Source organism: Streptomyces sp. AM 2-1-1 (genome assembly GCF_029167645.1).
Classification (GTDB): Bacteria; Actinomycetota; Actinomycetes; order Streptomycetales; family Streptomycetaceae; genus Streptomyces.
The window spans coordinates 424656-438229 of sequence record NZ_CP119147.1; the positions used below are offsets into that span (position 1 = coordinate 424656).

A 13574-nucleotide genomic window follows, 5' to 3' on the forward strand; every position below is an offset into this window, starting at 1 on the left:
AAAACCTCCGTCAGAGCCGGGGGGCCGGGGACATGGCTTCGGGCGAGGAGGAGAAGTGGGCGATGGTCCGCTTGAGCCCCTCCTCCCAGCTCACTCTCGGTTCCCAGCCCAGCAGTTCACGGGCGAGCGCGGTGTCGGGCCGGCGACGCTCCGGGTCGTCCTGGGGGCGCGCGACGAAGGTGAGGGAGGAGGAGGACCCGGTCAGCGCGATGACCCGGTGTGCGATCTCCAGGACCGTGGCCTCTTCGCCGCCGCCGATGTTGACCGGGCGCACCGCCTGGCTGGCCGCCACGAGGAGGACTCCCTCGACCGTGTCGTCCACGTAGCAGAGCGAGCGGGTCTGGCTTCCGTCGCCCGCCACCGTCAGCGGCTCACCGGCAAGCGCCTGGCAGACGAAGGTCGGGACGGCACGGCCGTCGTGGGCCCGCATACGGGGGCCGTAGGTGTTGAACATGCGTACGATTCCCGCGTTCACTCCCTTGGCGCCGACGTGCGCGGTGACCAGCGCCTCGGCGAACCTCTTGGACTCGTCGTAGACGCTGCGCGGCCCCACCGGATTGACGTTGCCCCAGTAGTCCTCCCGCTGCGGGTGGACCAGCGGGTCCCCGTAGACCTCGGAGGTGGACGCGAGAAGGAAGCGCGCCCCGTCCCGCAGCGCCAGGGCCAGCGCATTGCGGGTGCCGAGGCTGCCGACGTCCATGGTCTCCAGGGGATGGCGCAGGTAGTCGGCCGGCGAGGCCGGGCACGCGAAGTGCAGCACGAGGTCGTAGGGGCCCGGCAGCTCGTCCGTCATGGAGTCCGAGGAGACGTCGCACCGTACGAAGCGGAAGCCGGGGCGTCCGGCCAGATGCGCGATGTTGCTCTCGGAGCCGGAGAGAAGGTTGTCCGCGCAGTCGACTTCGACTCCCGAATCCAGCAGTCGTTCGCAGAGGTGGGAGCCGAGAAATCCGGCTCCACCGGTCACGACGGCCCGGTGCCAGGGACCGGATGGCGTCAGCAGGGGCATGGGACGGCCTTTCGTCCGCAGAGGTGGAAGTGCGAGGCCGCGGTGATTCCGACGGACACGAGCGGCTGGGTTCCCGAGTCAGCAGCTTTCACACATTGAATCCGGCCTGCAACAGCAAACCCGCCGAGCGGGTGATCCTGCTCCGCCACCGGAGCGCCTCCCTCACTGGGACGCACCGACTGGCAGACACAGCGGTGAGCCGTCGGACCCGGCCACACGGCTAGGTCCGACGGCTCCGCCGGTCGTCGACGCGCTCCCCGTTCAGTCGGTGGAGAGGGCTTCGAGCAGATCCCCCACCTGGGGGTCGGTCAAGGACCGGGCGACGTCGGCCGTGGCCACCACGCCCACGAGCGTGTGACCGTCGATGACCGGGAGGCGGCGGACCTTGTGCGCGGTCATCGTGCGCAGAATCTCCTCGGTGTCGTCGTCGGCACCTATCGTGACCGCCTCGCCCTGGGCCAGCTCTCCGGCGGTGCACGCGGCCGGGTCCTTGCCGGCACCGAGCACCTTCGTCACGATGTCGCGGTCCGTGAGCATCCCCTTGAGCTTCTCGTCCGTGCCGCAGATCGGCAGCGCGCCCACGCCGAGGTCCGTCATCTTCTTCGCGGCGTCGAGGACGCTCTCGTCCGCTCCGACGCATTCGGTACCGCTGGTCATGATGTCGCGTGCGGTTGCCATGATCGTCTCCTTCACGTGGTGATCGGGTGGCAGGCCCTGGGTTCCCGGAGTGGCGCCGCTCTAACATCCGACCGGCCGGATCGGGGAGGAGTTCGCGAGGGAAGGGTCCGGCCGTTCGTCGGCGGGCGCCGGAGAGACCGGAACCTCGCGTCGGCCATCGCGGACACGAGGCTGTCCGTGTCCGGCATGCGGGCCCCGCCGACAGCGCCGATGCTGGCAGGAGACCGCCGGTGAGCCGGACGAATGCCGCCCGCAGGTGGCCCGGAAGGAGGGCGGAGGGGAGCCGGTCGCCCTCCCGGGTACGCCCCCGGCCCCGAAGGTTTTCGCGGCGTGGACGGGTGAGCCGCACCGGGCGGGGTACTCAGCGGCTCCGACCGGCCGTCCGGTCGCGCAGCCGGAAAACGCCGCCCGCCTCGGACCGGTGCCCGCACGCGAACCGGCCGGCTCGTCGAGGCGGCCCGAGGGTCGTCGTCGCGGGGACGGCGCCCGTGCCGTCTCCCTTCCCGCCCCGCACCGGAGCAGTTCCGTCGAACAGCACAGGGAGCACCATGCCGAGCAACGACCGGCCGCAGGACCCCAACCGGATCCACCCGCGTCCCGACTTCCCGCAGCAGGAACAGCAGCATCCGGGCTGGACGGGTCCCATGGACCCGCCGCCCGACCACGGCGAGGACTCCTACCAGGGCTCCGGCCTTCTCACCGGTCGCAAGGCCGTCGTGACGGGAGGCGACTCCGGCATCGGCCGCGCGGTCGCCCTCGCGTTCGCCCGGGAAGGCGCCGACGTCCTGCTGACCCACCTCGCCGAGGAGGAGGACGAGGCACGCGAGACCGTGCGCCTGGTGGAGCAGGCGGGCCGCACCGCAATACCCGCTGTGTGCGACATCCGGGACGAGGAGCAGTGCCGGGCCCTCGTCGAGCAGGCGGTCTCCGCCTTCGGCCGCATCGACGTCCTGGTCAACAACGCGGGGTACCAGATGTCGCAGCCCGACGGGATCGCCGCCATCTCCACCGAGCAGTTCGACCGGGTCGTACGCACCAACCTGTACGGGATGTTCTGGCTCTGCAAGACTGCTCTGCCGCACATCCCGCCGGGCGGATCGATCATCAACACGACGTCCGTCCAGGCCTACAAGCCGAGCCCGCACCTTCTGGACTACGCGATGACCAAGGGGGCGATCGTCACCTTCACCCAGGGCCTCGCCCAGATGCTCGCGGCCGAGGGCATCCGCGTCAACGCAGTGGCACCCGGCCCCGTCTGGACCCCCCTCATTCCGGCGACCATGCCCGACACCACGGAGTTCGGCGAACAAGGTCCCTTCGGGAGGCCCGCGCAGCCCGCCGAGATGGCGCCGGCCTACGTCTTCCTGGCCTCGGCGAACGCCTCGTACATCACCGGCGAGATCATGAACGCGACCGGCGGGACGCCTCTTCCCTGAACACGGTCCGCCAAGGCCTTCGGTTTCGGCGCGGGCCGGGACCGGAGCGTCGATCCCCGCAGGGCGGTCCGGTCACGGCGCCGGTGGGCCGAGCCGGCCGAGCAGCGGATCCGTCCGCACGACCTGCTCGGCGAAGCGAGGGCTGCTGGAGCGCGGCGCGCCGCACGCCCTCACGCGTTTGGCCGGGGTTCTTCCGGGTATGCCCCCGGAGTGCTTCGGACATGAGGCGCGCCCGTGGGCACACCGGGCGCCGCGTGTCCGGCTCCCCGCGACTCCCTCGGTGGATGTGTGGACCCCGGCGAGGAGCGACCAGCATGCAGACCGTTCGCCCTTCGACGCCGCGCCCGCTCGCCAAGGTGCCGTGGGACGTCGGCGTCTTCCTTCGTCTGCGGGCGCTCCCGCAGGGCCCGGAGCGCGAGGCTCTGCGGGTCGAGACGATCTGTCTGTGGCTGCCGCTGGCACACCGGCTCGCGTCCCATTTCCCCGACCGCGGCGAGCCGTTGGAGGATCTTCGGCAGGTGGCCGCTCTGGGGCTCATCGAGGCGGTGGACCGGTACGACCCCTCCCGGCACCGGACGTTCGTGGCCTACGCCGAGCCTCTGGTCGCGGGAGAACTCAGGCGGTATCTGCGCGAGCACGCCCGGCACGCCCCGTTGCCCCGACCGGTGGGAGACCTCCGTGACCAGGTCCGGTCATCGCAGAGACGGCTTGCCCGGGCGCGCGACGGGTCGCTCCCCACGTGGGCGGAGATCGCCGCCGACACCGGACTGAGCGATGCCGAGGTCCTGACGGGCATGGAGGCGCTCCACCGTCGTCGTACGACCTCAGGGGACACGGACACGGAAGCGGCCGGTCCGAACGGCCGCTTCGCCCCGTACGAACAGATGGACGGCGGCGCCCGCGCCCTCGAGGCGGCCATCGACCGTGAGGCGATCAGACCCGGTCTGCGCACGCTGCCCGAGCGCGAGCGGACCATTCTTTACCTGCGCTACTTCTGCGACATGACTCAGTCCCGGATCGCCACGTACGTCGGCATCTCGCAGGTGCACGTCTCGCACCTGTTGAGCCGTTCCTGCGAGCGACTGCGCGCCCACGCATGTCAGGAGGCCACATGAACGACGCCGCCGAACGGCATCTGCCGGGCGAGACGGCCGGCCTCGCCGCACGCCTCCACGGCCTGCTCCGCCTCCGGAACTCCAGAAGCCGCGTTCTGGTCACCGGCTGGTTCAGCTTCCTGGACGGCGAGGTGACAGCAGGCGACGCCCTGGCCGAACGAGCGGTCGTCACCGCACTCGATCGTCTGGGGATCCGGCACGACACGGCGTGGAGTCCGGTGTTCGCCCCGGGAGCGCTGACACTCGAAGCGGCGCTCCCGCAGGACTACGAAGCGGTCCTCTTCGTCTGCGGCCCGCTGCACGGCGAACGCATCGCCGAACTCCACCGCCGCTACGCTTCCTGTCGCCGGGTGGCCGTCGGAGTGAGCGTTCTCGACCCGGACGGTCCGGCCGCGCGGGGCTTCCACGAGGTGGTGGCCCGGGACGGCACGAACGGCAGGATGACGGCGGACCTCGCGGCGAACGCTCCGGTGCCGACCGCCCCGGCCGTGGCGGGAGTGGCACTGACGTACGGTCAGGGGGAGTACGGCGACCGCCGGATCCACGACCGGGTGGGCGAAGTCCTGCTGCCCTGGCTGGCCGCTCAGGACTGCGCACGGATCGAGGCCGACACCCGGCTGGCCCGCGACGACTGGCGCCACTGCCGCACTCCCGACCAGTACCTCTCCCTGGTCGGGCGGCTGGACGTCATGGTCACCGACCGGCTCCACGGCCTCGTTCTCGCTCTGCGGGCCGGCGTACCCGCCCTGGTGGTGGACCCCGTGGAGGGTGGTGCCAAGGTGACGGCACAGGCGCGGCTCCTTCGCTGGCCCGCCCTCCTGCCCGGTGAGGGGCTGCTGCCGGAGCTCCTGGACCACTGGTGGGCGTGGTGCCTGTCCCCCGCGGGAGCCGCTGCGGCCCGGCGTCGCCGGACCTGGTTGCTCGGAGACACGGTGATGAGGAGTCCGGTCACTGACTGCGACGACCGCGACGTTTAACCGCCCATGAGGGTGGTACCCGACCATCGCCGGAGGACGGACGGGCTGCCCACCGTTTCCGGCGCCGCCCCCTCCGCGTCGTGCGCCGTGCGCCGCACGCACGCCTCTCGTCGGGGCCCGGACGACTTCTCACTTCCCGTCATCGGAGGAACCAATGGTCGACGACACCCTTCCGCTCCTGCTGCGCGGATACGCCTGGCTGCCCGACCGCCGGCGCCGCAGCGGCGGAGCGCCCGTCCGCACACGTCTGATGGGAAAACGGGTCATCGCCCTGCACGGACCCTCCGCCGTGCGGTTCTTCTACGACGAGAACCACGTGCACCGCCAGGACGCCCTGCCGGGGCCGGTGATCGACACACTCTTCGGCCGCGGAGCCGTGCACACCCTGGACGGGGAGCGGCACCGCCATCGCAAGGCGTTGTTCACCGGCCTTCTCAGGGAGCCGCTCAGGGTCGGTGAACTCGCCGAGCGGGTCGGCCAGGAGCTGGAGCGGGCGTGCGAGGAGTGGGAGGGCCGCGACCGCGTGGTCCTCTTCGACGAGATGGCCGCGGTACTCACGCGTGCCGTCCACGCCTGGGCGGGGGTGCCCCTGGACGAGGGGCAGGTGACCCGAACGGCACGGGACCTGATCGCGATGGTGGACGGGTTCGCCGCCGTCGGCCCCCGCCATCTCAAAGCTCGCAGGGCGCGCACGCGTCAGGAGGAACGGCTGGCTCCCCTGGTGGCGGAAGTACGCAGTCGTGGCGTGGGGGACGTCGCTGGCGGGGACTCCCTGTTCGGCACGATCGCGGCCCACCGCGACCTCGACGGAGCGTTGCTCCCTCCCCGCACCGCCGCCGTCGAGATTCTCAACGTGCTGCGTCCGACCGTCGCCGTCACCTGGTTCACGGTGTTCGCCGCCCACGCCCTCCACCGTCACCCCGGCAACCGGGCTGCTCTGACGGGTGAGAACGGCCCGGCGTACGCCTTCGCCTTCGCCCAGGAGGTGCGGAGGTTCTATCCGTTCGCTCCCTTCGTCGGAGGGCTGGCCGCGGAGGAGTTGAAGTGGGCGGGACGCACGATCCGCCCGAAGACCATGGTCTTGCTCGACCTGTACGGACTCGACCACGACCCGGACCTGTGGCCCGACCCCTACCGGTTCGATCCGGGCCGGTTCCTCGGCCCGCCCACGCCCCAGGACGCTCTGGTCCCGCAGGGTGGCGGCCCGGTGGAGGGACACCGGTGTCCGGGAGAGGACGTGACCGTGGCTGTCCTGTCCACGGTGGCCATGTTCCTGGCACGGCTCTCGTACGAGGTGGACGAGCAGGATCTGCGCATCCCGTTGCGCCGCATCCCGACCACGCCCCGGAGCGGATTCGTCGTCAGCGGCGTCCGCCGTCCGCCGGGCGACGGACGGCGGGCCGCGGCACATCCTTGAGGCTCGCGCGGGGCCGCGCCGTGGGCGTGGCGGGAAGAGGGCTGCCCGCGGCCGCCCGTCAGCCGATCTTCTTGCCGGTCAGCGGCGCGGTGGCCTCTCCCCTGCCCTCCCGTACCCCTCGCAGGAACGCCCCCAGGGCCTCCTCCGACGAACGAGTCGGCGACCAGCCCAGCTCATGGTGCGCGCGGCTCGCGTCGAGCAGCGGCAGTCGCAGGACGGCGTCGAACAGATGGGGCGAGGCGGGCACCGCGTGCACGCGCCAGGTGGCCGCGACCGCTGCTCGCACGAGGGCCCGGGGAACGCGGACGACCCGGCAGCCGAGGAGTTCCGCGAGCTTCGGAGCGTCGATCACCGGGGCGGCCGCCAGGTTGAAGGCTCCTCGTACGTCACGGAGCGCCGCCAGCCGGTAGGCCTCTGCGGCGTCGTCGGTGTGGAGCACCTGGAAGCGCAAGCCTTCGACATCGGGCACGAAGGGCAGCAGGTCGGGGCGGAGCAACTGGCCGGGGACGTACCGTCCGGCGAAGATGCGCCGCTGTTCCGGCGCAGCCGTCTCCTTGAAGAGGAACCCGGGCCGCATCCGGACCACCCTGACGTCGGGGTGCCGCAGCTCGAAGGTGTCGAGGACGCGTTCCAGGTACGCCTTCTCGCGACAGTAGGCGGCGTCCGGCCAGCCGTGCGTCGGCCAGGACTCGTCCACCCCGGGCTCCTCCTTGGGCCCCGGGGCGTACGCGCCGACCGACGAGGCGTGCACCAGCGCGGGTACCTCGCTGCGCACCACTGCGTCGAAGACCCTCAGTGAGCCCAGCACGTTGCTGCGCCAGGTCACGACCGGGTCATGGGTGGGCTGGAAGCGCCAGGCCAGGTGGACGACGACGTCCGCCCCGCGCATGAGGCCGGCCAGGCGGTCCTCGCTCCCGGGCCGCGAGACGTCGACGGTCTCCCACTCCACACCCCTGATGCCGAGCGGCGGCCGCCTTCGCGCCAACGCGAGGACCGAGGCGACCTCGGGATCTGCGGCGAGTGCACGGACGACACTCGTCCCCACGTTGCCCGTGGCTCCCGTGACCACGATCCGCTTTCCTCCGGACCGGACGCTCTCCATGACGGACTCCTTCCTGCCTTGCCCCCACGCGGAAGACATCCTGGTGCCCAGGGTCCTCCCGGGCCGACGGGGGCGGCGATTCGTGTATCGGGGCTCGCGGACTCGTGCGGCGCGACCCGGCTGCGGCGCCGGTTCGGTTCAACCGCGCGCGCTCTTCGGCGTGAGCCGCCTGACCGGGCCGTCGAGTTCGGAGCGGTAGAAGTCGATGAAACCGTCCGGGTCAGGGCCGGCGTTCTGCATGACGAGGTGGTCGAACCCCGCGTCGACGAACTTCTGCGCCACCTGGAGGTACCGGGCGGGGTCCGCACCGCAGGCGAACTTCTCGAGGATGTCGTCCTCGCGCACGGTCGTCGTCGCGGCGTCGAAGTTGACGGGGTTCGGCAGTTCACTCATGACCTTCCACCCTGTCACGGCCCAGCGCGATGTCTTCAAGGCTGCCCGCGCCGCGGTGCGCTCGTCGGGTGCCCATGCCATGGGCACCTCCGCATAACCCGGACCCGTGCCCCCGGCGTCCCGGTAGTGCTGGACGATCTCGGGCTTCTCCTCGGTGGCGAAGAGGCCGTCGCCGAGTTCGGCGGCGATGCGGGTGGACTCCTGGCCGCTCGCGGCCACCGCGATCAAGGGCGGCTCGGCGGGAAGATCGAACACCCTGGCGTCCTCCAGCCGCAGGTGCTTCCCCTCGAAGGACTGGTACCCACCTCGCCAGAGCAGTCTGATGATCTCCAGGGCCTCCCTGAGCATCTCGTGCCGGGTGCGGACCGTATCGGGAAAACCACGGCCCACGACGTGCTCGTTGAGCCGTTCCCCCGAACCGACACCGAGCACGAACCGGCCCTCCGACAACAGGGCGAGCGTCGCGGCGGCCTGAGCGATGATCGCCGGGTGGTACCGCACCGTCGGGCACGTCACTCCCGTCGCCAGCCCGATCCGCGAGGTCTTGGCCGCGATGCTGCCCAGCACGCTCCAGGCGAAGGGCGAGTGTCCCTGCAGGTCGAGCCAGGGGTGGTAGTGGTCGCTGATCTCGACGAAGTCGAATCCCGCCTGCTCCGCGAGGACTGCCTGCCTCACCAGTTCCCCGGGGCCGAAAGCCTCCGCGGCGAGCTTGTAGCCGATCTTCACCTGTCCTCGTTCCTCTCGTCCATGGGTCTTGGCAGCACAGGGGTACCCGTCGACGCCCCCGCGTAACGTCCGTCCCCGCACTCGGCCCCGGTGCACCGGGGACCGACCCGGGCATACACGCTCGACGCGAAAGCAGGTGCGCGACACCCCGGAAAGCGGGGTGGCGGAGCGTCGAGCGCCGGCCGACGATGGAGGCACAGGATGTGATCCGGCCTGTCCTGGGGTCGGCGGCCTGGACGGCGCGCCGATCGGCGCGCATATCGGCGCGCCCTCCAGTGGCCCCCGGCAACGGGACCGACAGCGACCCACCCCCTGAGGAGACTCATGAACCGGAACGACCACGGGCACCCTTTCGAGCGGGACGGCCGCACCGCGGACGAGCACCCCCGTACGGCCTCCGGGGAGATACTCCTCGAAGCGGAGGAGGCCGAGACACGTGTGACGGGCGGCGAGCGGTCCGGGAGGGACGGCGAAGCGGCGGACGCCCTGACTCCGAACGAGGATGCCCAGGAGGACTCGGAGGAGCGAGCGGAAAACGACGCCGGACGGAGCCGCTGAGCGAGCGCGCTTCCCGCTCGGAGCGGCGACGGCCCGGACCGCGGGTACGGCACGGAGCGACGCACGCCGCTTCTCAACCCTTAGCCGCGCAGGACGTCACCCGGTCGCGCCGATGTCCGCCGGGTGCGCGCGCCGACCGCCGGCTGGTCCCTCAGGACTCCCGGGGTGTGAGGGTGAACAGGCCGCCGTCCGGGTCTCGCAGGGTTCGCGAGAACCCTTTCGGCGTCCAGGAGGTGGGGGACAGTCGCGGTCGGCTGCCGCCCGCCCCGATCGCGGCCACGACCGCGCGTTCGACGTCGTCGACCGTGAAGTTCACCAGCCAGCGAGGACGCAGGTGCGCGGGGACGCTTCCTCCCGCTCCCCCGCCGCGCAGGGACAGCACCGCCCGCCCTCCGCTCTCCACGACCACGTGATCGTCCCGGTAGGCGATGTCGATGCCCGGCTCGGTGGTCCAGTCGAGAACCTCTCCGTAGAACACCGCGGCGTCGAACACGTCACGGGTCTGCAGGTCCACGCGGGTCGGGGCGCTCCCCTCACCGGCCGACCACGCGGGCGCCGGGCCCTCCCAGAACCCGAAGGTCGCGCCCTCGCGGTCGGCGGCCAGCCCTGCCCGCCCGTCCCCCAGCGCCACCGGCCCCACGGCGGTGGTGGCGCCCCGCTCCCGGATCCGTGCGGCGGTCGCGTCGGCGTCACGTACCGCGAAGTACGGAGTCCACTCCGATTCCGGCGCGAAGCCCGGCTTCCGTGCGCCCAGGACCGCCACCGGGGACCCGGCCGCGAAGGCGACGAGGAACTGGCTCCCCAGAGGGCTGGGCCGGAACTCCCACCCCATGACCGTCGTATAGAAGGCCCGGGACCGGGGCAGGTCCTCGACCATGAGGTTGACCCAGCAGGGGGCTCCGGGATCGGGCACCCCGCGTTCCTCGGCATACTCGGACATCGTCTTCTTCCTCCTCGGTCGTTCTCTCCCCCGCTCTCCGGGCCACGCATACCCCGGGCCGCCCTCATCAGCGCACGCCCGCAGCACATGATCCACCAGCGTCGCCCGGGCTGGTCGCCCGTCCGGCCGGGGCCGCCGCACCGGCCGGACGAGGGGGCCCGACTCGTGGTCGGAGGCGTCCTCGATCCGTTCGGCGGTGAGGCCGGCCGGGGACGGGAACCGGAGCGGCAGTCCGGGATCGACGCTCGCGCTGCCCTTGCTCATCACGAGCCCTCCGGCGGGGTGAAGCTCCTGGCGATGTCGGCGCCGCGACCCTCGCGGCACAGCGGTGACCGAGCAGCCACCGCGCAGGTGTGTCATGAGGACGTGCGGGGGCCGGCACGGCCGTCCGGTCGACCGGCTGGTCGACGGCGGGTTTCCCCCGTCGGGGTACGGAGAGCCGACGCGGCGCATTCCTCGGTCGTCCTCACCCTGCGTCCGGCCCGGTGCCTTCCGCGTCGTCCGTCCGGTCGTCGTGGACGTCGGTCAGCAGGGGAAGCTCGTCGGTGCCGACCAGGAGTCGTACGGTCCCCGGATCGCCGAGCCGTCCGGGCCCCTCGTGCCCGGCCACGAGGGGCCACGGTGCCCACCGCGCGTTGCGGGCCGCCCAGCGGGCGAGGCGTGCCAGGGGCCAGGGTCCGTCGACGGGCCGGTGGTCGTAGGCGATCAGCCGCCCCCGCGACCGGGTGGCCACCACCAGGCCCTCCACTCTCAGGACGGTGTCCGGGGAATCCCCGCACTCACGCAGCCGTACATCGCTCACGTGCCCGACGTGGCGTCCGTCCCGGTCCTGGACACGGGCTCCCATCAGGTCAGCCAGACGCATGGCCGGCTCCCGGAAGCCGTCCGACGACGTTGTCGCGCGTCCAGTCCTCCCACGCGTGTACCGGGGCGTCCTCCTCGGCAAGGTCCACGCGCACCACCGCGCCGATGTCGGTCACCCGGTCGAAGTCCAGCCGCGCCGGTCCCTCGTCTCCGCCGACGCGCAGCCGCCGCTGCACCGCGGCGAGCCAACGGCCGGTCTTCCCGCCGAGACGGGGCGCGAGCGCGGCCGGGCCGACGAGGATCCCGGTGACGCGTGGCCCGCCCTCCCCCACGGCTGGGGTTTCGTCCAGTTCGAGGTCGTCGACCTTGCACACCGGCCGGTCCCTCCCGTCGACGACCTGCCGGTCGAGCAGGTGGAAGCGGGCGCTGTACGCGCGTCCCTCCCGTCGGCCGGCGGGAGGACGTCCGTCGTACCGCCGTGCGCCCGCCCTCCCTTCCCCGGGCGGGGATCCATCCGGCTCGTCCTTCCTCACGTCACGCATCACAGGCCTGCTTTCGTCGCGATCATCAGCGGAACGGCGGCCACCGCGGCCACCAGGATGACAACCAGATACACACCGCCCAGGAGATTGGCGACGAGACCGTTGCGCGCCTCGCCCATGTACTCGGGGTCATTGGCCACCACGAGGATCGGCAGGTACGTCAGCGGCAGCGCGACCGCCGCGAACACCAGCGAGTACTCGGTCACCATGATCGGATCGACGCCGGTGAGGACCAGCATCATGCCTGCCACCAGGGCCACGATCACCACGGCGTGGAAACGCGACGCCGTCCGGGGAGCAGCCGTCTTGCCCCAGGTCCATCCGAAGTACTGCGCCACGGTGTATCCGGAGGACAGCGCGGTCTCCAGGGCTGCGCCGAACGTGGCCGCGAACACGCCGATCAGCGCCAGGCCGAGTCCGAGCTTGCCCAGTGCGTAGCCCACCGGAAGCACTACCTGCGAGAGGTGTTCCACCGCGATCCCCGCCGGGTGCAGCAGAAGCGCCGCCGCCGTCATGATGGCCAGTGCCAGCAGCCCGCCCAGCGGGAATCCGATGAAGACGTTCATGCGCGCGGTGACCAGGTCCTCGCGCTTCCACTTCTCCTCGATACCGCCGGAGGAGAAGAAGAACACCTCGTACGGGGTCATGGCGCTGGCGAAGAGAGCGATGGCGTAGTAGAAGTACGTCGGCAGACCCTCACCGCTCGGCACCTGCGGATGCGTGACCTGGTGGAGGACCGAGCCCCAGGCCGGGTCGAGGCGGAAGACGGCGACGACGAAGACCACCAGGGCCAGTCCCACCAGGCCGAAGACCCGCTCCATGGTCTCGAACCGAGTCCGCCAGATCACCAGCCAGACGGCGAGACCGACCAGTGGCACCCACAGCAGGTGGGCGACGGAGCTGATCAGCTCGATCGCGAGCGCGACGCCCGCGAGTTCCGCCGCCAGGGTCAGGCCCGTCACCAGCAGGGAACCCGTCAGGTTGGCCAGGGCGGTGCGCGGTCCGAGCCGTTCGCGCACGAGGTCGAAGGTGGGGCGGCCCGCCACCGCGGCGACGCGTCCCGCCATCTCCGCGTACACGCAGATGCCGACCACCCCGACCAGCAGAACCCACACCAGGGAGAAACCGAACCGGGCCCCGACGAGGGACGAGGCGACGAGGTCACCGATGTCGACGAACCCACCGATGGCGGTGAGGATGCCGAGAGTGACGGCCAGGAAACGCTTCACGACGACAGTTCCTCCTCCAGTCCCTCCAGCCGGTCGACGGTCTCGCGGAGGTCCCCGGTGTGGTCGGCCAGGCCGCGCACCTCACCCCGCCGGGCTTCGACACGTACCTCGGCCAGGGTGTCCGCCGCCTCGTCCAGCAGCGCACCGAGACGTTCGCGGACGGTGTCGGCCGAAGCGCCCGGCGGCTGCCGGCTCTCGAACGTGCTCTGGGCCGCGAGCAGATCGCTCTCCGCCTCGCCGAGCAGCACGGACACGTACGGCCCGCTCACCCGGCCCTCACCCGCGGCCTGCACCGCGATCCGGGCGGTGGACACCGCCGATGCCGCCGTCTCCGCCGTGTTGGCCGCCTTCAGCCGGAAGTCTGCGTCCGTACGGGAGGAACCCGCGCACCCGCTCACTGCCACCGGGATCAGGAGAACCGCCCCGAGGACGGCCGCCGCCCTTCCCCGCGCACCCGCGCTCACCGGCATCACCGGCCGCGCAGAACGAAGTACGCCGCCACGGCCAGCAGTACGCCCAACTGCGCCCACGCCGCCAACAGAACCAGCCCCTGGTCCACGGACACCACCTCACAGCCACCGGAGAGATCCGCCTAGTACCCGTGACGCCGGAGGGCATGTACGTGCCGGCGGCCCGGACGTTTGGAAGCGT

14 protein-coding genes are annotated in these 13574 nt (G+C 71.7%); 5 read left to right on the top strand and 9 right to left on the bottom strand.

The genetic code is table 11. The features are described from left to right. Positions 1-10: 10 nt before the first annotated feature. Both PZB77_RS01740 and PZB77_RS01745 read right to left on the bottom strand, forming a co-directional pair. A complete protein-coding gene (locus tag PZB77_RS01740; protein WP_275490727.1) occupies positions 11-1006 on the bottom strand; it encodes an NAD-dependent epimerase/dehydratase family protein in 996 nt (331 codons plus the stop codon). A gap of 261 nt (positions 1007-1267) precedes the next feature. Continuing rightward, positions 1268-1684, bottom strand: a complete 417-nt coding sequence (locus PZB77_RS01745; protein WP_275490728.1) for a CBS domain-containing protein — start codon at positions 1682-1684, stop codon at positions 1268-1270. 548 nt (positions 1685-2232) lie between these two features. Here PZB77_RS01745 and PZB77_RS01750 point away from each other — a divergent pair. The 4 genes from PZB77_RS01750 to PZB77_RS01765 all read left to right on the top strand — a co-directional run bounded on the left by PZB77_RS01750 (position 2233) and on the right by PZB77_RS01765 (position 6629). After that, positions 2233-3120 (top strand): SDR family oxidoreductase, encoded by an 888-nt coding sequence (locus PZB77_RS01750; protein WP_275490729.1) that lies wholly within the window; start codon positions 2233-2235, stop codon positions 3118-3120. Positions 3121-3434: 314 nt separating this feature from the next. Next, complete coding sequence (locus PZB77_RS01755) at positions 3435-4235, top strand: sigma-70 family RNA polymerase sigma factor (RefSeq protein WP_275490730.1); 801 nt, start codon at positions 3435-3437, stop codon at positions 4233-4235. Then, entirely contained in the window at positions 4232-5212 is a 981-nt protein-coding gene (locus PZB77_RS01760) for a polysaccharide pyruvyl transferase family protein (RefSeq protein ID WP_275490731.1), read from the top strand. Before PZB77_RS01755 ends, PZB77_RS01760 begins: the two co-directional genes overlap by 4 nt. A gap of 154 nt (positions 5213-5366) precedes the next feature. Continuing rightward, entirely contained in the window at positions 5367-6629 is a 1263-nt protein-coding gene (locus PZB77_RS01765; protein ID WP_275490732.1) for a cytochrome P450, read from the top strand. 58 nt (positions 6630-6687) lie between these two features. Here the strand turns inward: PZB77_RS01765 and PZB77_RS01770 are convergent, their stop codons facing one another. Together PZB77_RS01770 and PZB77_RS01775 are read right to left on the bottom strand one after the other, a co-directional pair. Beyond that, positions 6688-7731 (bottom strand): NAD-dependent epimerase/dehydratase family protein, encoded by a 1044-nt coding sequence (locus PZB77_RS01770; RefSeq protein ID WP_275490733.1) that lies wholly within the window; start codon positions 7729-7731, stop codon positions 6688-6690. A gap of 138 nt (positions 7732-7869) precedes the next feature. Next, positions 7870-8850, bottom strand: a complete 981-nt coding sequence (locus tag PZB77_RS01775; protein ID WP_275490734.1) for a TIGR03557 family F420-dependent LLM class oxidoreductase — start codon at positions 8848-8850, stop codon at positions 7870-7872. A gap of 324 nt (positions 8851-9174) precedes the next feature. On the opposite strand from PZB77_RS01775, the gene PZB77_RS01780 reads away from it, so the two are divergent. Next, a complete protein-coding gene (locus PZB77_RS01780; protein ID WP_275490735.1) occupies positions 9175-9408 on the top strand; it encodes a hypothetical protein in 234 nt (77 codons plus the stop codon). Between the two features lie 151 nt (positions 9409-9559). Here PZB77_RS01780 and PZB77_RS01785 read toward each other — a convergent pair whose 3' ends face one another. The 5 genes from PZB77_RS01785 to PZB77_RS01805 form a co-directional block, all read right to left on the bottom strand. Beyond that, positions 9560-10348: a VOC family protein gene (locus tag PZB77_RS01785; RefSeq protein ID WP_275490736.1), complete on the bottom strand. Its 789-nt coding sequence runs from the start codon at positions 10346-10348 to the stop codon at positions 9560-9562. Between the two features lie 466 nt (positions 10349-10814). Further along, the gene (locus PZB77_RS01790) at positions 10815-11213 is read right to left on the bottom strand and encodes a hypothetical protein (RefSeq protein ID WP_275490737.1); all 399 of its coding nucleotides are present in this window, start codon (positions 11211-11213) and stop codon (positions 10815-10817) included. Further along, entirely contained in the window at positions 11200-11694 is a 495-nt protein-coding gene (locus PZB77_RS01795) for a hypothetical protein (RefSeq protein WP_275490738.1), read from the bottom strand. The genes PZB77_RS01790 and PZB77_RS01795 overlap by 14 nt, the downstream gene beginning before the upstream one ends. Beyond that, positions 11694-12923: a divalent metal cation transporter gene (locus PZB77_RS01800; RefSeq protein ID WP_275490739.1), complete on the bottom strand. Its 1230-nt coding sequence runs from the start codon at positions 12921-12923 to the stop codon at positions 11694-11696. The genes PZB77_RS01795 and PZB77_RS01800 overlap by 1 nt, the downstream gene beginning before the upstream one ends. Continuing rightward, a complete protein-coding gene (locus PZB77_RS01805) occupies positions 12920-13327 on the bottom strand; it encodes a hypothetical protein (RefSeq protein ID WP_275490740.1) in 408 nt (135 codons plus the stop codon). The genes PZB77_RS01800 and PZB77_RS01805 overlap by 4 nt, the downstream gene beginning before the upstream one ends. Positions 13328-13574: the final 247 nt, after the last annotated feature.

Coding starts and splice junctions, on each gene's coding strand:
- PZB77_RS01740 (WP_275490727.1), bottom strand. CDS start 1,006: ATGCCCCTGCTGACGCCATCCGGTCCCTGGCACCGGGCCGTCGTGACC.
- PZB77_RS01745 (WP_275490728.1), bottom strand. CDS start 1,684: ATGGCAACCGCACGCGACATCATGACCAGCGGTACCGAATGCGTCGGA.
- PZB77_RS01750 (WP_275490729.1), top strand. CDS start 2,233: ATGCCGAGCAACGACCGGCCGCAGGACCCCAACCGGATCCACCCGCGT.
- PZB77_RS01755 (WP_275490730.1), top strand. CDS start 3,435: ATGCAGACCGTTCGCCCTTCGACGCCGCGCCCGCTCGCCAAGGTGCCG.
- PZB77_RS01760 (WP_275490731.1), top strand. CDS start 4,232: ATGAACGACGCCGCCGAACGGCATCTGCCGGGCGAGACGGCCGGCCTC.
- PZB77_RS01765 (WP_275490732.1), top strand. CDS start 5,367: ATGGTCGACGACACCCTTCCGCTCCTGCTGCGCGGATACGCCTGGCTG.
- PZB77_RS01770 (WP_275490733.1), bottom strand. CDS start 7,731: ATGGAGAGCGTCCGGTCCGGAGGAAAGCGGATCGTGGTCACGGGAGCC.
- PZB77_RS01780 (WP_275490735.1), top strand. CDS start 9,175: ATGAACCGGAACGACCACGGGCACCCTTTCGAGCGGGACGGCCGCACC.
- PZB77_RS01785 (WP_275490736.1), bottom strand. CDS start 10,348: ATGTCCGAGTATGCCGAGGAACGCGGGGTGCCCGATCCCGGAGCCCCC.
- PZB77_RS01790 (WP_275490737.1), bottom strand. CDS start 11,213: ATGCGTCTGGCTGACCTGATGGGAGCCCGTGTCCAGGACCGGGACGGA.
- PZB77_RS01795 (WP_275490738.1), bottom strand. CDS start 11,694: ATGCGTGACGTGAGGAAGGACGAGCCGGATGGATCCCCGCCCGGGGAA.